The sequence below is a fragment of the Saccharopolyspora oryzae genome (genome assembly GCF_027853915.1).
Classification (GTDB): domain Bacteria; phylum Actinomycetota; class Actinomycetes; order Mycobacteriales; family Pseudonocardiaceae; genus Saccharopolyspora; species Saccharopolyspora oryzae.
Genome location: NZ_JAQGLA010000011.1, coordinates 53618 through 74087, shown reverse-complemented (window position 1 = coordinate 74087; position 20470 = coordinate 53618). Strand labels below are relative to the sequence as shown.

Annotated in this window: 21 protein-coding genes; 8 read left to right on the top strand and 13 right to left on the bottom strand. The window is 69.9% G+C overall.

All coding sequences use genetic code 11. The annotated features are described in order from the left end of the window. Positions 1 to 37 precede the first annotated feature (37 nt). The 3 genes from OU415_RS10235 to deoC are packed head-to-tail and all read right to left on the bottom strand — an operon-like array spanning position 38 to position 3295. Complete coding sequence (locus OU415_RS10235) at positions 38 to 910, bottom strand: aldehyde dehydrogenase family protein (protein ID WP_270948392.1); 873 nt, start codon at positions 908 to 910, stop codon at positions 38 to 40. Continuing rightward, entirely contained in the window at positions 903 to 2342 is a 1440-nt protein-coding gene (locus OU415_RS10230; protein ID WP_270948391.1) for an aldehyde dehydrogenase family protein, read from the bottom strand. The genes OU415_RS10235 and OU415_RS10230 overlap by 8 nt, the downstream gene beginning before the upstream one ends. Continuing rightward, positions 2342 to 3295, bottom strand: a complete 954-nt coding sequence (gene deoC, locus OU415_RS10225; RefSeq protein WP_270948390.1) for a deoxyribose-phosphate aldolase — start codon at positions 3293 to 3295, stop codon at positions 2342 to 2344. The genes OU415_RS10230 and deoC overlap by 1 nt, the downstream gene beginning before the upstream one ends. 107 nt (positions 3296 to 3402) lie before the next feature. Between deoC and OU415_RS10220 the strand changes: the two genes are divergently transcribed. Next, positions 3403 to 3747, top strand: a complete 345-nt coding sequence (locus tag OU415_RS10220) for a MerR family transcriptional regulator (RefSeq protein ID WP_270948389.1) — start codon at positions 3403 to 3405, stop codon at positions 3745 to 3747. Between the two features lies 1 nt (position 3748). Here the strand turns inward: OU415_RS10220 and OU415_RS10215 are convergent, their stop codons facing one another. Next, positions 3749 to 4546: an aminotransferase class IV family protein gene (locus OU415_RS10215; RefSeq protein ID WP_270948388.1), complete on the bottom strand. Its 798-nt coding sequence runs from the start codon at positions 4544 to 4546 to the stop codon at positions 3749 to 3751. A 119-nt stretch (positions 4547 to 4665) separates the two neighbouring features. Here OU415_RS10215 and OU415_RS10210 point away from each other — a divergent pair, with 119 nt between their 5' ends. Then, on the top strand, positions 4666 to 5304 hold the full coding sequence (locus OU415_RS10210; RefSeq protein ID WP_270948387.1) for a nucleotidyltransferase domain-containing protein: 639 nt from the start codon (positions 4666 to 4668) through the stop codon (positions 5302 to 5304). 166 nt (positions 5305 to 5470) lie between these two features. Here the strand turns inward: OU415_RS10210 and OU415_RS10205 are convergent, their stop codons facing one another. Genes OU415_RS10205 through OU415_RS10185 form a run of 5 tightly spaced genes read right to left on the bottom strand, consistent with a single transcriptional unit; the run spans position 5471 to position 10767 of the window. Then, positions 5471 to 6625, bottom strand: coding sequence for a hypothetical protein (locus OU415_RS10205; protein WP_270948386.1), 1155 nt, complete (start codon positions 6623 to 6625; stop codon positions 5471 to 5473). A gap of 30 nt (positions 6626 to 6655) precedes the next feature. Then, entirely contained in the window at positions 6656 to 8092 is a 1437-nt protein-coding gene (locus OU415_RS10200; protein ID WP_270948385.1) for a hypothetical protein, read from the bottom strand. Then, complete coding sequence (locus tag OU415_RS10195) at positions 8089 to 8595, bottom strand: hypothetical protein (protein ID WP_270948384.1); 507 nt, start codon at positions 8593 to 8595, stop codon at positions 8089 to 8091. Before OU415_RS10195 ends, OU415_RS10200 begins: the two co-directional genes overlap by 4 nt. After that, the gene (locus OU415_RS10190; protein WP_270948383.1) at positions 8592 to 9926 is read right to left on the bottom strand and encodes a hypothetical protein; all 1335 of its coding nucleotides are present in this window, start codon (positions 9924 to 9926) and stop codon (positions 8592 to 8594) included. Before OU415_RS10190 ends, OU415_RS10195 begins: the two co-directional genes overlap by 4 nt. Then, a complete protein-coding gene (locus OU415_RS10185) occupies positions 9910 to 10767 on the bottom strand; it encodes a hypothetical protein (RefSeq protein WP_270948382.1) in 858 nt (285 codons plus the stop codon). Before OU415_RS10185 ends, OU415_RS10190 begins: the two co-directional genes overlap by 17 nt. Positions 10768 to 11056: 289 nt before the next feature. Between OU415_RS10185 and OU415_RS10180 the strand changes: the two genes are divergently transcribed. Next, a complete protein-coding gene (locus tag OU415_RS10180; protein WP_270948381.1) occupies positions 11057 to 11494 on the top strand; it encodes a helix-turn-helix transcriptional regulator in 438 nt (145 codons plus the stop codon). Positions 11495 to 11677: 183 nt separating this feature from the next. Then, a complete protein-coding gene (locus OU415_RS10175) occupies positions 11678 to 12355 on the top strand; it encodes a class I SAM-dependent methyltransferase (protein WP_270948380.1) in 678 nt (225 codons plus the stop codon). Between the two features lie 92 nt (positions 12356 to 12447). Here OU415_RS10175 and OU415_RS10170 read toward each other — a convergent pair whose 3' ends face one another. Both OU415_RS10170 and OU415_RS10165 read right to left on the bottom strand, forming a co-directional pair. After that, positions 12448 to 12600 (bottom strand): hypothetical protein, encoded by a 153-nt coding sequence (locus OU415_RS10170; protein WP_270948379.1) that lies wholly within the window; start codon positions 12598 to 12600, stop codon positions 12448 to 12450. 180 nt (positions 12601 to 12780) lie between these two features. Then, on the bottom strand, positions 12781 to 13935 hold the full coding sequence (locus tag OU415_RS10165) for an alkaline phosphatase PhoX (RefSeq protein ID WP_270948378.1): 1155 nt from the start codon (positions 13933 to 13935) through the stop codon (positions 12781 to 12783). A 267-nt stretch (positions 13936 to 14202) separates the two neighbouring features. On the opposite strand from OU415_RS10165, the gene OU415_RS10160 reads away from it, so the two are divergent. After that, a complete protein-coding gene (locus OU415_RS10160) occupies positions 14203 to 15336 on the top strand; it encodes a glutathione-independent formaldehyde dehydrogenase (protein ID WP_270948377.1) in 1134 nt (377 codons plus the stop codon). A gap of 26 nt (positions 15337 to 15362) precedes the next feature. Here the strand turns inward: OU415_RS10160 and OU415_RS10155 are convergent, their stop codons facing one another. Beyond that, positions 15363 to 16037: a TetR/AcrR family transcriptional regulator gene (locus OU415_RS10155; RefSeq protein ID WP_270948376.1), complete on the bottom strand. Its 675-nt coding sequence runs from the start codon at positions 16035 to 16037 to the stop codon at positions 15363 to 15365. An 84-nt stretch (positions 16038 to 16121) separates the two neighbouring features. On the opposite strand from OU415_RS10155, the gene OU415_RS10150 reads away from it, so the two are divergent. Next, positions 16122 to 17063, top strand: coding sequence for a TIGR03564 family F420-dependent LLM class oxidoreductase (locus tag OU415_RS10150; protein ID WP_270948375.1), 942 nt, complete (start codon positions 16122 to 16124; stop codon positions 17061 to 17063). A 43-nt stretch (positions 17064 to 17106) separates the two neighbouring features. Here the strand turns inward: OU415_RS10150 and OU415_RS10145 are convergent, their stop codons facing one another. Beyond that, positions 17107 to 18669 (bottom strand): FAD-dependent monooxygenase, encoded by a 1563-nt coding sequence (locus OU415_RS10145; protein WP_270948374.1) that lies wholly within the window; start codon positions 18667 to 18669, stop codon positions 17107 to 17109. 112 nt (positions 18670 to 18781) lie between these two features. Here OU415_RS10145 and OU415_RS10140 point away from each other — a divergent pair, with 112 nt between their 5' ends. Next, a complete protein-coding gene (locus OU415_RS10140; RefSeq protein ID WP_270948373.1) occupies positions 18782 to 19477 on the top strand; it encodes a TetR/AcrR family transcriptional regulator in 696 nt (231 codons plus the stop codon). Positions 19478 to 19810: 333 nt separating this feature from the next. Next, the gene (gene upp, locus OU415_RS10135; RefSeq protein ID WP_270948372.1) at positions 19811 to 20434 is read left to right on the top strand and encodes a uracil phosphoribosyltransferase; all 624 of its coding nucleotides are present in this window, start codon (positions 19811 to 19813) and stop codon (positions 20432 to 20434) included. Positions 20435 to 20470 lie beyond the last annotated feature (36 nt).

Genomic DNA, 20470 nt, shown 5'->3' with positions numbered 1-20470 from the left:
GATTTCCATTGAATTTGCGGAAGTCCAGGAGCCGGGGTCAGGTGCCGACGGGGTGCCAGACGGTTTTGACCTCGGTAAAGGCGCGGAGGCGCTGGATGTCCGGCTCGCGGGTCCAGTCCGGCTCGCCGCGGACCGGGAGCACCCGCTTCACCGTTTCCGCCGCCGCGCGCCCGAGTTCCGCGCGCAGGTCCGCCGGGGCGCCGGTCGGGTCCAGGGCGTTGACGTCGGCGTGCGAGGCCAGCCACGGGCCGAGCTCGGCCGCCTGACCGGTCAGGACGTTGACCACGCCGCCGGGGACGTCCGAGGTGGCCAGCACCTCGGCGAGGGTCACCGCGGGCAGCGGTCGGTCCGCGCTGGCCACCACCACGCAGGTGTTGCCGGCCGCGAGCACCGGCGCCACCACGCTGATCAGGCCGAGCAGCGCGGATTCCTGCGGCGCGAGCACGCCGACCACGCCGGTCGGTTCCGGGACGCTGAACGAGAAGTACGGTCCCGCCACGGGATTCGCCGCGCCGAGGACCATCGAGATCTTGTCCGTCCAGCCCGCGTACCAGACCACCCGGTCGATCGCCGTGTCCACGATGGACTGCGCCTGATCGGCCGAAACGCCTTCCGCGGCGGCGACTTCGGCGGCGAACTGGTCGCGCCGGCCCTCCATCACCTCGGCGATCCGGAACAGCACTTGGCCCCGGTTGTAGGCCGTCGCGCCGGACCAGCCGGGGAACGCCTTGCGCGCGGCGGCGACCGCGTCGCGGACGTCCTTGCGGGACGCGTGCGCGGCGTTGGCGAGGAACTCGCCGTCCGCGCTGCGCACCGGGTACACCCGGCCGGACTCCGAGCGCGGGAAGGATCCGCCGATGTAGAGCTTGTAGGTCTTGGCCACGGCAAGCCGCTCCGAGGTGTCAGACATCGAGGTACGCCTCCAAACCGGCCCGGCCGCCTTCCCGGCCGAATCCGGATTCCTGGTAGCCGCCGAACGGGGCGGTCGGGTCGAAGCGGTTGAAGGTGTTCGCCCACACCACCCCGGCCCGCAGCTGCTGCGCCGCCCACAGGATCCGCGAGCCCTTGTCGGTCCAGATCCCGGCGGACAGGCCGTACGGGGTGTTGTTCGCCTTGGCGACGGCCTCGGCCGGGGTGCGGAACGTCAGCACCGACAGCACCGGGCCGAAGATCTCCTCGCGGGCGATCCGCATCGACTGCTGCACGTCGGAGAACACCGTGGGGGAGAAGAAGAACCCGCGTTCCGGCAGCGGGCACGAGCTGGTCCAGCGCTGCGCGCCCTCGGCGTCGCCGCTGTCGGCCAGTTCGGTGATCTTGGCCAGCTGCTCGGCCGAGTTGATCGCGCCGACGTCGGTGTTCTTGTCCAGCGGGTCGCCCACGCGCAGCGTCTGCACCCGCGCCTGCAGCTTCTCCAGCAGCTCGTCGGCGATCGACTCCTGCACCAGCAGCCGCGAGCCCGCGCAGCAGACGTGGCCCTGGTTGAAGAAGATCCCGTTCACGATGCCCTCGACGGCCTGGTCCAGCGGCGCGTCGTCGAACACGATGTTGGCGGCCTTGCCGCCGAGCTCCAGCGTCAGCTTCTTGCCGGTACCGGCGACGGTGCGCTGGATCTGCTTGCCGACCTCGGTGGATCCGGTGAACGCCACCTTGTCGACGCCGTCGTGGGCGACCAGCGCGGCACCGATGTCCCCGGCGCCGGGGACGATGTTCACCACACCCGGCGGCAGCCCGGCCTGCTGGCAGATCTCGGCGAACACCAGGGCGCTCAGCGGAGTGGTTTCGGCGGGCTTGAGCACCACAGTGTTGCCGCAGGCCAGCGCCGGGGCGATCTTCCAGGCCAGCATCAGCAGCGGGAAGTTCCACGGGATGACCTGCCCGGCCACGCCGAGCGGGCGCGGGTCGGGGCCGTAACCGGCGTGGGAGAGCTTGTCGGCCCAGCCGGCGTGGTGGAAGAAGTGCGCGGCGGCCGTCGGGATGTCGGAGTCCCGGGACTCCTTGATCGGCTTGCCGTTGTCCAGGGTTTCCAGCACCGCGAGTTCGCGGCCGCGCTCCTGGATCAACCGGGCGATCCGGAACAGGTACTTGGCGCGCTCGGTGCCCGGCATCGTCGACCAGCTCTGGTCGAAGGCCCGCCGCGCCGCCCGCACCGCCTTGTCCACATCGGACTGATCAGCGCCGGCGACCTCGGCGAGCACCTCCTCGGTGGCCGGGTTGATGCTCTTGAGCGGCTCACCGCCGCCGTCGACGAACTCGCCGTCGACGAACATCCGGTAGCTGGGCTTGAGGTTCGCGATGTCCCGCGACTCGGGGGCGGGCGCGTACTCCCACGGGGTTTCGATCATCAGTCCACCGCCACGTAGTCGGGGCCGCTGTAGTGGCCGTCGAGCTGGGTGCGCCGCTGCATCAACAGGTCGTTGAGCAGGCTGGACGCGCCGAAGCGGAACAGCTCGGGGGTGAGCCATTCCGGACCGGCGACCTCGTGCACGGCCACCAGGTAGCGGATCGCGTCCTTGGTGTTGCGGATCCCGCCCGCCGGTTTGACGCCGCGCAGCTCGCCGGTGGTGTCGCGCCAGTCGCGGACCGCCTGCAGCATCAGGTGCGTCACGGGCAGGGTCGCGGCCGGGGAGACCTTGCCGGTGGAGGTCTTGATGAAGTCGCCGCCGGCCAGCAGCGCCAGCCAGGACGCCCGCCGCACGTTGTCGTAGGTGGCCAGCTCGCCGGTCTCGAGGATGACCTTCAGGTGCGCGTCTCCGCAGGCGGCCTTGACGGCCTTGATCTCCTCGAAGACCTGCCCGTACCGGCCGGACAGGAACGCGCCGCGGTCGATCACCATGTCGATCTCGTCGGCTCCGGCGGCCACCGCGTGCTCCACGTCGGCCAGCTTGATGGCCTGCGCCACGCGGCCCGCCGGGAACGCGGTGGCGACCGAGGCGACGTGGATGCCGGTGCCTTCCAACGCCCGCACTGCGGTCGCGGCCAGGTCGGAGTAGACGCAGACGGCGGCGACCTGCGGGGTGTCCGGTCGCGCCGGGTCCGGGCGGCGCGCCTTGGCGCACAGCGCGCGGACCTTGCCGTCGGTGTCCGCGCCTTCGAGCGTGGTCAGGTCGACCATCGAGATCGCGGTGTCGATCGCCTGGAGTTTGGCGTCCTTCTTGATGCTCCGGGTGCCGAGCCCGGCGGCCCGCTGCTCCAGCCCGACCTGGTCGACACCGGGCAAGCCGTGCAGGAACCGCCGCAGCGACCGGTCATCCCGGACCGCATCGGCGAGCTCGGACGAAGTCGGCGACTGTGCCATACCGGGAGTCTAAGCGGCACGCCTCCCGAACCGCCGGGCCTGGAGCGATCACGCCAGCTGATCGGCCGACTCGGCATACTGGTCCGGGACCGAACGGGGTGGTGCACGTGCTGATCGGGGAGCTGGCGCAGGTCAGCGGGGTGAGCGCGCCGCTGTTGCGGTACTACGAGGCGCAGGGACTTCTCGAACCGCGCCGGGGTGCGAACGGTTATCGCGAGTACGACGAGGACGCGGTGGTCGTCGTGCGGCAGATTCGCGCGTTGCTGGACGCCGGGCTGTCCACCGAGGTGATCCGCGCGGTGCTGCCGTGCGTCCGCGGTGAGCTGCCGGAGTTCGAGTGGTGCGTGGACGTGCGGGCCATCATGGACCGGGAGCTGGCGATCGCCGAGGAGCGGATCGCCGAACTCCAGCGCAGCCGCAGCAACCTCGCCGCATACCTCGAGAAGTCCTGATTCACGGCGCGACGAGGGGTTCGGCCGCGTACGCCTCGTGCAGCAGCTCCACGAACTCCGGTGCCGCGGTGATGGGCGTGGTGTCGATCCGGTGCACCGCGACGCCCGGCGTCCAGGAGTTCATGACCACCGCTCCGGCCAGACCCGGGAGGCCATCGGGCGTGATCTCCGCGGTGCGCTGGGGAACGCCGAGTTGCTCCAGCTGCCTGCGGAGGATGGTCATCGTGATGCCGCCCAGCATCTCGGCTTCGGGCCACACCACCGCTTCGCCGTCCCAGAACGCCAGGTTCCAGATCGACGCTTCGCTGAACCGGCCGCGGCGGTCGACGAAGGCCGCGTCGTCGAAACCCCGCGCCACGGCTTGCCGCAGGTAGTAGGTCTTGGCCACCTCGCCCACGTGCTTCAGCTCCGGGAGCATCCGCTCGTGCTCGACCGCCGCCAGCGACAGCGGCCCGGTGGGTCCGCTGGTGGCCGGGGAGGTGCGGACCAGGACGTTGAGCGGGTGGTCGGCCGCGGTGAACTCGCCCGCTCCCGAGAACACGTTGGCGAGCAACGAATGGTCGGCGGGCGAACCGCCGACGGCCGTTCGCAGGTAGGACCGCACCTGGTCGTCGGGCAGCGCCTGCCCGAACATCGCCAGCGAGGCGGTGCGCAGCCGCTCGAGGTGCAGGTCGAGGCCTCGCACCCCGCCGTCCCGCACCTGCATCGCGGTCATGTGGGCGAAGCCGGCGAAGGCCAGCGGCGCCAACTCCTCGGCGGTGGCTTCCCGGCCGTTGCGCTGAACGACGTAAGAGGTCATGCCCATCTCCCAAGCTCGTGCTTCTCACCCGTCCGGGCTCAGCGAGGACGCTATGGCCTCAAACCGGTTTGAAGGTCAACCCACGATGGTGCGGATCACAGCTGCGGCATGCTGGGGAGGTGGCTCGCACGCACACCCCGTGGGGTGATTGGGAGCCGGCTGCACCGGCCGATGTGCACGAGTTGTTCGCCGAATTCCCGGCGCCGTGGTGGCTGGCCGGTGGCTTCGCCGTCGAGCTCGCGCTGGGGCATTCGCTGTGCGAGCACGGCGACATCGACGTGCTGGTGCTCCGACGCGATCACCTGGCTGTTCAGGAGGTCCTGCGCGGGTGGGAGTTGTGGGCCGCCGATCCGCCGGGAGCGCTGCGCCCTTGGCGCGCCGGGGAGGTTCTGCCTGCCGGGGTCTGCGACGTCTGGTGCCGCCCGGCCGCTGATCAGCCGTGGCGGATCCAGATCATGGTCGACGAGTCCGAAGGTGAGTGCTGGACGTCGCGGCGCAACCCGCGGGTGCGCCGCAGCGTCCGGTCGATCGGCCGCATCGGCGAGGGCGGCATCCCCTACCTCGCGCCCGAGATCTTGCTGTTCTACAAGGCGAAGAACACCCGGGCGAAGGACGAGACCGACTTCGCCGCGCTGCTGCCGCTGCTCGGTGCTGAGCAGCGGAGGTGGTTGGCCGAGGCGATTCGCGACACCTGCGGGTCCCACCCGTGGTTGTCGCGCATCGGACCGGTACTCGGCAGTCCTGGCTGCTGCTGTTGACCTTCGCAGTGGCGGTGCTGGTGGACGCCTTCACGATCCGCGTGCTGATCCTCCCGTGAGCACTTTGGGGCTGTCATAGCGACCCAAAGTGCTCACGGGACTGGGGGATCCGCAAATTCCATTGAATTTCGAGGTTCGATTTCAATGGAATTTGCGGATCCCTCGGTCACCTGCGGGCGCGGCGGGTTGTTGCTGGTTGGCGGTCTCCTCGGTTGGGGGTGGTGACTCCTGCCGTTTGCTGGCGGTCCCAGGGGAGGAGCTGCTTGGAGCTGCTGCGGTCGGCCAGGCGGAGGGACTGGGCCGAGGTGAGCCATTCCTCCGACGGTTCGGCGATCTCCAGCAGCAGCGCCTCGAACTCCGAGCGGGTCGTCTCCAGGATGTGCGGAGCCGCCAGCCAGCGCAGGACCTTCCGGCCGGTCACCGCCATCCGCTGGCGCGGCGAGGTGACCAGCTGCTCGCCGAAGTAGCGGACCAGCACCTCGTCCATCACGTCCCACGCGTTGGCCGCGCCGAACAGGTCCTTCACGTCCTCGGCGTCGAGGATCCGGAAGCACTCGTCCAGCAGCTGCATGACCTCCACCCGCAGCACGTTCAGGTGGCCGTAGGAGGTGAACTTCAGGTTGTTGCGCAGGTCCAGCCCGCTGCGCCGCACCACCGCCATGCTGCCGAACGACGGGTCGTGCGCGCGCTCCCGGATCACGTCGGAAACCCGCTTGTCCCGCCAGAACAGCGCGGTCTGGTTGTTGAACTGGGTGAACAGCCGGTGGAAGTCGGTGTTCGGCCGCGAGTGGCCCGACCCCAGGCCGCGGCCGTAGCCGAGCACCCGGCGGTAGGCGTTGATCCGGTCGCGCTTGGTGTAGCGCAGCACGTCCCGCCGGTCGAACCGGTACAGCCCGAACGCGCCTTCCCCGTCGAACAACCGGATCGCGCCGCGCTCGAACAGCTCCCGCAGCTTCTGCACCACGCGGAACATGCCCATCCGCTCGTGCTGGTACAGGTAGTACATGTCGGCGACGGCGATGATGCGCTCGGACGCGATGGTCTCGTCGTAGTTCTCGATGCCGTGCGGCATGCGGGTCGAGCCCATGTCCCCGGCCGACTCGCCGCCGATGCCGACCAGCTGCGCGAGACCGCCGTCCGGTGGTCGGGGTTCGCTCTGGTCCTCGGTCTCAACGGCGAAGAGCATGTCGTCGATCTGCTTCAGCAGCGCCTCGCCGACCTGCGGGTTGCTGCCGAGCTCGTTCGACAGGTTGCCGGCGACTTCCCTGCGCAGCGCGGCGACCCGGTCGAACAGTTCCCGGTACTGCTTTTCGGTGGCCATCATTCCTCCGTGCGGGGCGCGGGCGGACCGCTATTCCGGCCGCGGGGCGGGCTTGGGCTCGGGTCGCGGCTTGCGTGTCCGCCGCTTGGTCGCGGCATCGGGCTCCGCGACGACCGGTTCCACCGAGGCGCTGACCACCGGCGTCGGCTGCCCGGCGCCCGGCGGTGGTGCGGGAGCCGGGGGTGGTGTCGGGCCCGCGTCCGGCGGGGGCATCGGTCCGGGGTTCGGCGGCGCTGGTGGACCAGGCGGGTCTTCGGGCATCGCGCCGTGCCGGATCGGCTTGGCGACGCGCACGATCTCCTGGAGGTGGTCGTGCAGCTCGTCGATCGCGCGCTGCACGCGGGAGCTGAAGAACCCGGCAGGCAGCGTCGCGCGGTAGTTGCCGTGCACGTCCTCGGTGCCGCCCTCGTCGCGCCGCGGCAGGGCGCCGACGATCCGCGTCAACCGCGTCACCACCTGCAGGAATGCGCTGTCCACGCCGTCCTTGCCCGCCGATTCGATCAGCGTGCGGCCTTCGAAGCAGGCGAAGTCGTGCACCCAGCGCAGCAGACCGCCCAGCGCCATCGAGCCGCCCTCGGGATCGGGGATCCGCAGGACCTCCCGGTCGCCGCGGTGGATGTGCACCGACTTCAGCGCCCCGACGAGCTCCTCGACCTGCACCGCGGTCGCCGACAGCAGCTGGGACAACGCGGTCACGGCCGGCCCGAAGAACGGCTGGCCGTTCTCCGGCTGCGCGAACGGGTCGATGCGGTCCCGCGAGTCCAGCCAGCCCCGGTACAGCGACAGCACCCAGTCGACCAGCGTGATGAACGAGGTCTGGATGCGTTCTTCCTCGATGGTGTTGACCAGGCCGCCGACCATGCCGAACTCGTCGCGCAGCATCCCGAGGTGACCGCGCACCCGGTCCGGGTCCACCGCGGCGGAGGGGCTGCCGAGCAGCAGCAGGAAGAGCTGGTCGACGCGCGGCACGCGGAGCAGAGCGCACTCGAGCTCCTTGCGGATCTCCTCCAGGTCGTGCCGGACCAGGCTGCGGAATCCTTCGCAGTTGTCCGGATCAGCGCCCGGGCGCAGCGGTTTCAGCGAGTCCAGCAGCTCGGTCGCGTCCTTGATGGCACTGCGCGCGCGGGCGGCCAGCGAGGCCTGGCCACCGGTGACCGCACCCAGGTCGGCCTGCACCGCGTAGCCGCGCGGCGTCCACCGCGCTTCGGTGTGCCCTTCGACGCGCTTGAGCTCGAAGCTGCCGGTCAGCGCGGCGGTGAAGGCCTTGGTGTCGCCGTTGCGCCACTTCCAGCCGAGCACGTCGCTGATCGCCTTGTTCGCCACCTTCCCCGGATGCGCCCACCACGGCGGGCAAGGTGGTTCATGCCGTGTGACCAGCGGATATGCGCTGTCGATGTCCTGGGCTTGGGGGAGTGCGGCGCCCCGGTCCTCTTCCGCGTCGCGCTGGCGGTCGTCGTTGATGGTCATCGCCTGCCCTCGCTGCCTTCCTCGATGCCGAACCGCATCGCGAGTTCGGCGGTTTCGCGCCAACACCGCAGCATGGTGTTCTCCGTGCTGCGCAACGAATCCACGCATCCGTCCACACCGGACCGGATGCTGCGGGCCCAGCCGATCCAGCGCGGGCCGCGCCCCTGCACGGCCCGCGCCAGCTCGGTGGCCGCGCGGTGGCACCGGAACTCGTCGTCGAGCCGCCGCTGCGTGCGCAGCAGCGCCAACGCGGCGGCGTGCAAGGAGTCCGCAATTTCAATGGAAATCGGACGTCCGATTTCCATTGAAATTGCGTCCATGGCACGCAGCGCCGGCTGCAGGTCCGCGGTGCCGTCGGTGACGACTTCGGCGAGCCGGTCGGAGGCGGCCGGGCGCTCACCGCTCGGCAGGTCCTCGACCACGCTCACCTCCAGCGCACGCCACGCCGCCGCGAGCTGCCGGAACTTCCGGGCCAGCACTGGGAATTCGCCGCGCAAGGTCACCGCGCCCGCCTCCCCAGCTCTTCCACGAAGAAGCTCGCCAAGCGCTTCGGCGGCGCCATCCGCTGCTCCAGCGCGTACCGGACGGCGCCGATCAGGAACCGCTCCGGCGCGACGCCGGGGGACACCCCGCAGGCGAGCCGCTCAGCGACCTCCTCGACCATCCGCTGCTCCTTCGGCTCGAACCGCAGGACCTGCGCCAGCTTCCGGTCGCCCAGCGTCGGGTACGAGGTGAAGCACATCGCCTGCACCACGGCCGGGACCGCCTTGTTCGCGGTGGCCAGCAGCGCGGGCGGTGCGCCGATCAGCTTCGGCCGCGGGTACATCGCGTGCCACGCGCGCTCGTGCTGCTCGGCCCGCTTCGGGAAACCCATCCGCCGCAGCAGCTCGATGTTCAGCTTCCCGCGCAGGTAGGACGAGGGGTGCGGGTCCCGCGCGCGGAACTTCGAGGCGGCGCGCGGATCCCGGGCGATCACGTCGAACAGCGAGCCCACGATCATCGGCCCGCCCAGCAGCAGCCCGGCCAGGTCGGCGAAGGTCTCCCGGTTCCACCGCACCCACTGCGACACGCTCGCCGGCGGCACCCCGGTCTCGGTCACCCGCGCCGCGACCTGCATCGGCACCGCCTTGGCCAGCCCGAGGTCGTTCTGCAGGTTGTGGCTGACCTCGTGCAGCACGGCGCCGAGCGTCCACGGGTTGATCAGCCGGTGGAACGGCAGCTGGATCAGCGGGAACGGGTTGATCCGGTGGCTCAGCCGCTGCAGCGGGATGCCGCGGCGCGAGGTGGCCGGCCCGTGGCTGGGTTCCAGGTAGCAGAACGGCGGCGGGGTCGGGATCGAGCGCCACTTCCCGATCCCCAGGTAGGCGTACTGGTAGCAGTCGAGCGCGATCCGGTCCGCGGCGACCAGCCACGGGGCGAACGAGCTCTGCCGCTGGTTGAACAGCTCCAGGTAGAAGTCCCAGATCCGCTCGGTGTCGCGCACCAGCCGGTAGGTCTTGGACTTCGCCCGCAGCACGGTCCGCACCCGCTGCGAATCCGGTTGCCGGGCCGCCTGTTCGGCGACGCGGCGCAGGTCGCGGGTGGCTTCGTGGAGGGGTTCGCGGAGACCGGCCATGGTCTCGTTGACCGCGGCCAGGTGCGCTCGGCTGGGGCCGGTGGCCGGGTCGCCGAACTCCGACCAGCTGAACGGCCGGAGCGCGGCGAGGTGGCGTTCGCTGCTGATGGCCTGGGTGCGCACCCAGGTCGCCAGCAGGCGCGCGGTTCCGCGGTCGATCGGCTGCGCCGGCCGCCGGGTGCGCGCCGCGGCCGACCGCAGCTCAACGCCGGCGGCCACGGCCCTTGCTCCGGCGCGGCGCCTTCGCCCGGCCCCTGGCGACGCGGGCCTTCCGCATCTGGGCTGCGCGCCGGGCCTGGATGGCGCGGCGGTTCTTCGGCGCGGTCACGCGGCGCTTGGTCGGACGCCGGCGCCCGCGCACGGCCTTGCTGCGGCCGACGGCGTTGGCGGTGTGCCCGGCCAGCGAGCGCGCGATGTGCTTGCCGGTGACCTTCTGGCCCCGCGCGTAGCGGCGGCCCATGTCCCGGACCGTGCGGCCGGCGATCTTGGGTACCTGGCGGACCGCGCGGCGGGTCACCGGGCTGCGCCACAACTTCTTGCCGACCGACTTGACGCCCTTGATGATCTTCGGGGCGAACTTCTTGGCCAGCGGCGCGACCTTCGGCGCCAGGCTCATCGCAATCGGTGCCAGTGCGCCCAGGAATCCCTCGACCTCGGCCTCGGACTCGGCGCGCTCGGCCTCGAAGGCGAGCTTGGCCATGGTTTCGGCGTCCGAGTAGACCCGGCTGACCGGGTTGGCGAAGGACTCGTACTCGTCCTCGAACTCCGCTTCCAGCTCGCGGACCAGCTGCTCGAACTCCGCTTCCAGCTCGTCCTCGTCTTCGTCCTCGAACTCGTCCTCGTCCTCGAATTCGAACTCGAGCTCGTCCTCCAGCTCCTGGACCAGGCCTTCCAGCTCGTCCTCGAGCTCGTCTTCGAACTCGTCCTCCATCTCGTCCTCGAGCTCCCGGGCGAAGTCCTCGTCTTCGAACTCGTCCTCGAACTCGCCTTCCAGCTCGTCCTCAAGCTCGCGGGCCAGCTCGTCCTCCAGCTCCCCGTCGACCGCTCGGTAGCGACTCATGGTGGGTCCTCCTGTCCTGCACCGCGGCCGGCGGAGTTGTCGGCCGGTCGTCGGTGAGCGCGTGCGAACAGTCCAGTTCAAGCGGCATTCGGGTGGTAGTCACACGTTCTGATGCCGATTTGAAGGATTAGTCAGCCCGCGTGTCACACGAATCGACGATGCGCGGATGGACGATGTTGGCTTTGCTGGTACGCGCGGTGGACGCCGCATCGGCCCGGCGTGGGGGCGCGGGGCCACTCCGAGGCGGCGCGACCCGCCGCCCGAACTGGTTCTGGGGAGGCCGGTTGCATTGACGAAAGACGCGACTGCAACGCCGATTCCGCACGTCGGACGCGAACTGCCGGAGCCGACCCGGCGCAGTCCTGACCTGCACTCCGACGAACTGGTCCAACACCTGGTGCGGGCGCTGGTGCGCCGCGTCGGCGAGATCGCCGGACCGAACCGGGGCGTGCGAAAACCGCTGCTGGACATCACCGATCTCGGCGTGCGCTGCCTCCTGGTGCCGGTTGCGCCGAAGGTCGACGAACTGCTCAGCCCGCGGGAGCGGGAGATCGCGCGGATGGTCGGTCTGGGCTACACCAACCGAGCCATCGCCGCCGTCCTGGACATCAGCCTCTACACGGTTTCCGCCCACATGCGACGGATTTTCACCAAGCTCGGCGTGGGATCGCGCGCCGCGATGGTGGCCGCGCTCTCCGACAACCCCGACCTCTACGCCGCGGACTGACGCGGGCGAGCGCGGAGCGGGAAGGCGCGTTCAACGGGTTCGCGTCTTCCCCGTCCCGCTCGACGCCCTCGGCTGAAGCTGATCCTGGTAGAACGGGTCGTGAGTGCGTAACCGCGTTCTTACCACCATCCGCACTCACGACCCCGGTACCGCACCGGGGTTCGCTGGGGCTCGGAGGTCCAGGTGATCCAGCTACCGAAAGCGCTGCTGTGGGACCACAACGCGCACTACCACCCGTGGTTGCTGCGGCAGTTGCCACCGCGGAGCGCGAAGGTCCTCGACGTCGGATGCGGAACCGGTGCGCTGGTCCGGCAGCTCGCGGAGCGGGCGGAGCACGTCGACGCGGTGGACCGCTCGGCCGAGATGATCGAGCACGCCAGCAGCGCATCGACTGCGATGAACGTCCGGTGGTTGTGCGGTGACCTGCTCGATCCCGAGCTGGAGCTCGATCCGTCCGGGTACGACGCGGTGACGGCCATTTCGAGCGTCCACCACATGCCTTTGGACCTGGTGCTGACCAGGCTGTCCGAGCTGGTGCGGCCAGGTGGGGTCCTCGCCGTCGTCGGCCACTACCGGAAGGCGACCCGGGCGGACTTCGCCCTGGACGCGCTGACGCTCCCGGCGAACGCAGCGGTCGGCGCCTACAAGGCCGCGCGGGGGCGCGCGGGCAAACCCCACGACAAGGGCATGCCGGTCAAAGACCCGACGGACACCCTGTCGGAAATCCGCGCAGCAGCAGCGAAAACCCTCCCAGGATCAGTGCTCCGCCGCCGCCTCTTCTGGCGCTACACGCTCCTGTGGCGCAACCTCAGCCACATCGCCGAACAGCAGCCAAGACCCCGGCCCACTGAGCCCGGCTGAGCGGAGGGTCCCGCCGGCGCGGTCTTTCGTGTCGCTGAGAGCACACTTGCCGGCCTCAGTCCCGTCCTCCAGGGCCGGTGCTTCCCGCAGTTTCAATTGAAACTGCGGTTTCGACGGAAATTGCGGATCACGAGCTGCGGCCGGAAGAAGTGCAGTGGCCGCAGGAGCAGGTCGTCGAGTACGTGGGTCGACATCGGCTGCGGTGGAACGTCGACGAGCATCCTCAGTGCCCGGTCGATCTCCACCTGGGCCAGGTTTTCCCTGGTCAGGTCACGTGAGTACTTTGGGGTGCCAGGACGCCCCAAAGTACTCACGAGCCAGCGCCTGACCGGTATCAGGCGGAGCAAGGTGGGCCGTGGCCGGGCGATCACCGGGACCGCGAGTGCTTTTCGGCGCAGCAGGACCGAAAAGCACTCGCACGGCCGCTATTTCCGGAACGGTCCGCTGATCTCGTAGGTGTAGCCGTCGGAGAACTCGCCCGAAGGGCCGTACTGCGAGGAGAAGTACATCCGGTCGCCTGCCGGGTTGAACGCCGGCCCGGTGAGCCCGGACGAGTCGTGCCCGTTCACCCGAAGCATCGGCGCCACCACGTCGTCCGGCGTGATGATGCAGATCTCCATGTTGTCGCCGTCCTCGGCGACGTAGAGGTCGCCGAACGAGCTGCCGGTCATGTTGTCGACGGCGCCCAGGTCCCCGCCGCCGTCGTAGGCGAGCCCGAAGGTGTCGTCGGCGACGTTGAACTGCCACACGCGGGTGTCGCCGGTCGTGGTGAACCAGCACCGGTCGGCGGCGTAGTAGCAGCCCTCGCCGCCGTCGAAGTGCTTCGCGCCGTCGACCTGCTCGCGCGTCGGGGTGTCGCCCTCGGACGGCGTCGGGTTCGGCACCTCCACCCAGCTGGCCTTGCCCGAGGTCTCGTCCCCGGCGACGAGGAGTTCCAGCAGTCCGCCCGCGCCCAGGTCGCCCCAGTTGTTGGGCCGGAACCGGTAGAAGCAGCCGTCGGGCTCGTCCTCGGTCAGGTAGATGACCTTGCGCACCGGGTCGCACGCCGCAGCCTCGTGGTTGAAGCTGCCCATCGCATCCCGCCGAACGGCCTCGTTGCGCCCCCACGGGTCGGTCTCGAAGACGTACCCGTAGCTGACCTCCTCGCAGGAGAGCCAGGTGTTCCAAGGAGTTGCGCCGCCCGAGCAGTTCCGCCGGGTGTCCTCGAGGATCCGGTAGGCGTCGACGACGTTGCCGCCGGCGTCGAACTTGATCGCCCCGACCCCGCCGCCGGGCTCGACCTCGGAGTTCGACACGTAGATCCAGCCGTCCCCGTCGACGAAGCACGCCCCGCCGTCGGGTGCGTCGTGCCAGGTGTAGTCGGTGCCCGCGACCTTGTCGGAGGAGTGCGCGATGACCCGGCTGGTGAAGCCTTCCGGCAGCTCGATCCCGTTGTCATCGGCGCCCAGCAGCGGCCCGTAGGGACTTTCGGCAACCCGCCGGACCGGCCCGCCCACAGCGGCCCCGGTCCACAACCCACCGGTGAAAGCGGCAACCCCGCCACCGATCACGGCAGCCCGAAGAAAAGAACGACGCCGCACAACGACTCCCTTCAGTCCGTCGGCGGCGGACCCCCATCCTGACCGTCCGCTGCGGCGAAACACCAGCGTTGGCCCCCGAATGGCCGAGCGGCAGCTGTGCGTCGATTCCTCGCGCGGTGTGGATCTGGTCGACGCCGCCGGGTGGCCGATTTTCGAGTGCCCTCGTTCGGGTGACCGCCATCCGTGTCTTGTTTGGCCCGGTACGGGGTAGTCCCGAGGCGGCACGGACAGGGGGAAACGCGCGTCTTCACCCGGAGGTGGTCTGCCATGAAGGCAGTCGTGTACCAGGAGCCGTTCTCGGTGGCCGTCGACGAAGTGGACCGGCCATCGATCCAGCACCCCAACGACGTGATCGTGCGGGTCACCTCGACCGCCATCTGCGGCTCCGACCTGCACATGTACGAGGGCCGCACGGCCGCCGAGCCGGGCATCGTGTTCGGGCACGAGAACATGGGCATCATCGAGGAGCTCGGCTCCGGGGTGACGAGCCTGAACCGCGGTGACCGCGTGGTGATGCCGTTCAACGTCGCCTGCGGGTTCTGCAAGAACTGCATGGCCGGCAACACCGGGTTCTGCCTGACCGTGAACCCCGGTTTCGCCGGCGGGGCCTACGGCTACGTCGCGATGGGTCCCTACACCGGTGGGCAGGCCGAGTACCTGCGGGTTCCCTTCGCCGACTTCAACTGCTTGAAGCTGCCCGCCGACGGCAGCCACGAGGCCGACTTCGTGCTGCTCGCCGACATCTTCCCCACCGGCTACCACGGCTGCGAGCTCGCGCAGGTCGCGCCGGGCGAGAGCGTCGTGGTGTACGGGGCCGGGCCGGTCGGGCTGATGGCCGCCTACTCGGCGCTGCTGCGCGGGGCCGCGCGGGTGTTCAGCGTCGACCGCGTTCCGGAGCGGCTGGCCAAGGCCGAGGAGATGGGCGCCATCCCGATCGACTTCTCGAAGGGCGACCCGGTCCAGATGATCAAGGATCAGACCGACGGGGAGGGCACGGACAAGGGTGTCGACGCGGTCGGCTACCAGGCGCAGGTCGGCTCCGGCGAGAAGGAAGAACCGGCCGTGGTGCTGAACTCGCTGATCGACACGGTCCGCCCGACCGGGCGGCTGGGCGTGCCGGGCCTGTACGTGCCCTCCGACCCCGGCGGTCCGACGGACGAGGCGAAGAAGGGCATGCTGCTGGTCTCGGTCGGCCGGATGTTCGAGAAGGGCCAGGTCATCGGCACCGGTCAGTGCAACGTCAAGCGCTACAACCGGCAGCTGCGCGACATGATCATCGCGGGTAGGGCCAAGCCGAGCTTCGTGGTCTCCCACGAGCTGTCCCTCTCCGACGCCCCGGACGCCTACCGCAAGTTCGACCAGCGGATCGAGGGCTACACCAAGGTCGTCCTCCACCCGTGACGACCTGCTCAGGTGCAGGGCGCTGATCATTTCGGCGGAAGGCGCCCTGCACCTTCCGCCCGGAGGTCGCCGCAGATCCCGTCGAGGCCGGTGCGCAGCATGTCGAAGGCGCACTCGGCGGCGGCGACGGCCTCGGGGTAGAGCTCGTCGGGGGAGCGGCCGCTCGAGAGCTGGCGGACGTTCTCCTCCGCGAGCACGCGCTGTGCCGTCACCACTTGGTGCGCCGCGATGCGAGTCGCGATTCCCGCCGGCGCACCTGCTTCGACCAGCGCGTCCGCCAGCGCTTCGGCGCGGCGTTCGGCGAAACCGAGCATGCGGGCAGACAGGGCGGGCGTGCTCTCGATCAACTGGTGCAGGCCCCGGACTTCCGGACTGTCGTTCAGGCCGGTGATCGGATCGCGCGCGGCGAGCGCTGCCAGGTGGTGCCGCCGCAGCGCGGCGAGCGGATCTTCGCCCGCGGCCCGTTCCCGGACCGCCGCCGCCGCTTCGCCCTCGTGGTCGGCGATGCGGTGCAGCACCAGGTCTTCCTTCGCCGGGAAGTACTTGAACAGGGTCGGTTTCGACACCTCGGCCCGCGCGGCGACGTCAGCGCAGGAGACCTCGTCGAAGCCGGATTCGAGGAACATCGCGATCGCCGCGTCCGCGATCGCGGCCCGGGTTCGCTGCTTCTTCCGCTCCCGGAGACCGACTCGTTCTGCCACGTCACCGAGGCTAGCACGGATGATTACTTGGTAAATTTTTTAACTCGGTTAAGCTTTGTGCTCCGCGAATGATGGGAGCACTTCATGCGCATCGGCGTTGCACTGCACAGCGAGACCACCGGGGTCTCCAGCGAAGCGAACTCCGTGGACGCCCTGATCGGCCAGGTGGAAGAGCTCGCCGACGCCGGGCTGCACGCAGCCTGGTTCACCCAGCGGTTCGACTTCGACGCGACCACGGTGGCCGCCCTCGCCGCGAGGGAGGTCCCCGGCATCGACGTCGGCACCGCGGTGGTGCCGATCTACCCGCGGCATCCGATAGCCCTCTCGATGCAGGCCCAAACGGCGCAGGCCGCCGGCCACGGCCGCTTCACCCTCGGCGTCGGGATGTCGATCAAGTCGTTCGTCGAGCACGCCTACGGGATTATCCCGCACCCGAGGGTCCGGCACCTCCGCGAATTCCTGGCGGCGCTGCGCGACCTGTTCGAATCGGGGTCGGTGGACCTGGTCGGGGACACGCTGGTCGCCAGAACGGCGATGCCCGCGAGCGTGCTCGGAGCCCGGCCGCGGGTGCCGGTGCTGGTGGCGGCGGCCGGTGATCTGACCCTGCGCGCGGCCGCCGAACTCGCCGACGGTGCGCTGCCGATCCTGTCTGGGCCGCGGACGCTGGCCGAGTACACCGTCCCGACCCTGCGCCGCTACGCCGAAGCCGCCGGGCGGCCGGACCCCAGGATCGCCGTGATCGTCCCCGGCGTGGTGACCGCCGACGTCGCAGGTGCCCGAGCTCGCGCCGAGGAACTCATCGCTCCCTACGGGAACATCCCGTCCTACCGCGCGGCGCTGGATCGCGAAGGGATCGACAACCCCGTCGACCTCGTCGCGATCGGGGACGAGGAGATGATCGCGAAGCAGGTCGCCGAGTACTTCGAGGCGGGCGCGACCGAGCTCATCTACGTCCAGACCTCGATCGGTTCGGCCGAGGACGAGCGCCGGACCTGGAAGCTGCTCGGCGAACTGGCCGCGAGCTGATGGTGCGGGTGCGCGGTTCCAGCTGGAACCGCGCACCCTGTTCTCAGCGGTCGAGGACCGCGCGGAGGGCGTTCTCCAGATCGGCGGCCGAGCCGGCGCCCTTGGCGCGCCAGGCGATGAAGCGGTCCGGGCGGACCAGGACGGCTCCGTCGGCGGTGACGCCGTACTTGCCGGTCCAGTCGCCGGTCACCTCGCCGCCGAGCAGTTGCGCGCGCAGGCGGATTCCGAGGTCCTCGGCCAGCTTCTCGGCCGACTCGGCCCAGGTCTCGGATTCGGTCAGCAGGACGAACTCCCGGCCGAACAGGTCGATCGTGGACCGCTCTCCGTCCGGTGTGGACAGTCGGACGTGCGGAGCTCGCGAGCCCGGTCGGCCGGTCGGATTGCGCGGCTCCTCCAGGAGTTCGCCCTCGTCGCCGGGTTCCGCGACGACCGCGCTGTTGTGGCGGTAGCCGAACATCAGCACGGCGGCGTCCTCGATCGGCGGGGTGTCGTCCGGCCGCATCAGGTGCGGCATGCTGCGCACGATGGCGTTCATGTACTGGTTCTTCGCGATCAGCTCGCCCACCGGGCGCCGTTCGACGTCGTGGCTGTCCAGCAGGCCCGGACCGGCTTCGCCGCGGAGCACGGCGGCGAGCTTCCACGCCAGGTAGAAGCCGTCCATCACCGCAGTGTTGCCGCCCATCCCGCCCTGCGGCGGCATGGTGTGGGCGGCATCGCCGACCAAGTGCACCCGGCCGCTGGAGAACCGGTCCGCGACGTGCATGCCGGCGGTCGTGGTGTCGGCGTTGAGGATCTCCAGCTCCACGTCGGGCTTGCCGATGACCATCCGGATCTGGTCCAGCGCGCGCTCTTCCGGGAAATCGGCCAGGTCTTCGCGCTGCGGGTCGTAGCCGACCCCGGCCACGAACTCGTCCGGCCGGTCGGTGCTGACCAGGAAGCCCATGCCTCCGGACAGCTGCGGGTTCTGCAGGTTGTACAGGACCTGGCGGTCACCCACGACGGGCGCCAGGTCGGCGCGGATCAGCCAGAGGACCGAGTGCCACAGGGCGCCGCGGCCATGCGTGCCGATGCCGAGCCGCTCGCGGATCGGGCTGCGGTGGCCATCGGCGGCGACGAGGTAGTCCGCGTGCACCGCGTGGGTTCCGCCGGCGTCGGAGAGCACTGCGCGCACCCCGGATTCGTCCTGCTCGAACGACTCCAGCGCGGTGGAGAAGCGGATCTCGGCGCCCAGTTCGCGGGCGCGCTCGGCGAGGATGCGCTCCGCGCTGGCCTGGCTGGCATCCGCTGAGCGGCAGGGCGTCAGCTCGTCGAGCGGGATGAACGTGTCGTGCAAGATCTCGCGGAACACCGGGCCGCTCGCGCTTTCCGCTATTCGCAGTTGGAACCCCGTGTCCCGCGGCGATGCTCCGACCATGGCATCGGCCAGGCCCGCGTAGTTCAACGCCTCCATCACGTGGTGCTGCTGGCCTCGTGCTTTCGGCTGGGTGGAGGTCGTCGGGTGGCGCTCGACCACCAGCGACGGAGTGCCGTGCAGGCCGAGGAAGACGGCGGTCGACAGACCGGCCAAGCCGGCGCCGACGATCAGGACGGGAGTGCGTTCGGACATCTCGGTGACCCCTCTTCGCGAACAGTGTTCGTGTGACGAACGCTGTTCTACGCTCGAACGGTGTTCGCGTCAAGTACGGTGTTCGTAGCAGCGACCGGAGAAGTGGAGACCGATGTCCGTGCCCGTCCCGCCCTGGCGGCAGCGCGTTGTGCGCGAGCGGCCGGTGAAGCAGCCGTTGAGCCTGGAGCTGATCGTGCGCACCGCGCTCGACCTGCTCGACACCGAAGGGCTCGACGCGGTCAGCATGCGCAAGGTCGCGCAGCGGCTCGGCACCGGCGCGGCCTCTCTGTACGCCTACGTCCGCAACAAGGACGAGCTGCACGAGCTGATGCTCGACCTGGTCATCGGCGAGATCGCGTTGCCGGAACCCGACCCGGAGAAGTGGCAGGAGCAGATCAAGGAGCTGATCCGCCAGCAGGTCGCGGTGCTCAGCGCCCACCCCGGCATCGCCCAGGTCGTCATGCGCACGCCAGCGCCGACCGGTCCGAACGCGCTGGTCGTCAGCGAAACGATGATGGCGGTCCTGCGCTCGGCCGGGATGCCGGACCGCACGGTGGCCTTCGCCGTGGACATCCTCGCCCTCTACGGCACGGCGGTGGCGATGGAGCGCACCGCGGACTTCGGCCTCACCGACGCCGAACGCGACGAGCGCTTCGCCCAGGTCGGCCAGTACTTCGCCCAGCTCCCGCCGGAGCGCTTCCCGACGATCACGGCCCTCCTCCCGGTCCTGATGGACGGCACCGACGAAGACCGCTTCGAATTCGGCCTCGACCTCCTGGTCCGGGGCCTCGCCACCACCCCCCGCTGACCAAGATCAACGCAATTTCAATGGAAATCAGACCTCCGATTTCCATGGAAATTGCGGAAGTTCTCCACAACCCGGACGACCTGTCCACAAGCCCGGTGTGTCGGTGTCTGACACGCCGGTGCCGTGTCCGGGTGGGTCTGCAGTTTCAATTGAAACTGTGATCCGCCGTGGGTGGGGTCCGCAGTTTCAATTGAAACTGCGGACCTCGGGACGGCGGAGGTGTGGCGCCTGGTGATCGGTGCTTGACTTTGCGCAGCGGGTGGTTGCGATCGGCGACACGTTGTCGAGCAGCTGCGACGTGGATGCGGTGGGTGGCCGTTACTGTTGTCGGTCATGGATGTTCGGGTCGTGGACCACCCCCTGGCGAAGGCAAGGCTGTCCACCATGCGTGACGCGCGCACCAACAGCGCCGCGTTCCGCGCCGCGTTGCAAGAGCTCACCCTGATGCTCATCTACGAGGCGACGCGGAATGCCGAGGTGGCGGTGGAGCCGATCCACACGCCGGTGGCGCGCACCGACGGCTACCGGCTGGCGAACCCGCCGTTGCTGGTGCCGGTGCTGCGGGCTGGGCTGGGCATGGCCGACCAGGCGCACCGGCTGATCCCGGAGGCGCAGATGGGCTTCGTCGGCCTGGCGCGCGATGAGACCACCCTGCAGCCGACGCCGTACCTGGAGTCGCTGCCCGCCGACCTGTCCGGCCGTCCGGTGCTGGTGCTCGACCCGATGCTGGCCACCGGCGGCTCGATGGTCCACACGATCCGGATCCTGGTCGAGCGCGGCGCCACCGACGTCACGGCGATCTGCACCCTGGCGGCCCCGGAAGGCGTCCGGAAGCTGGAGGACTCCGGTCTTCCGGTGCGCATCGTGACCGCGAGCGTCGACGAGCGCTTGAACGAGTCGGGCTACATCGTCCCGGGCCTCGGCGATGCGGGGGACCGCGAGTACGGCGCGGTCTGACCCGTTCCCACATTTCCACCGCAGCAGGATCCCGAT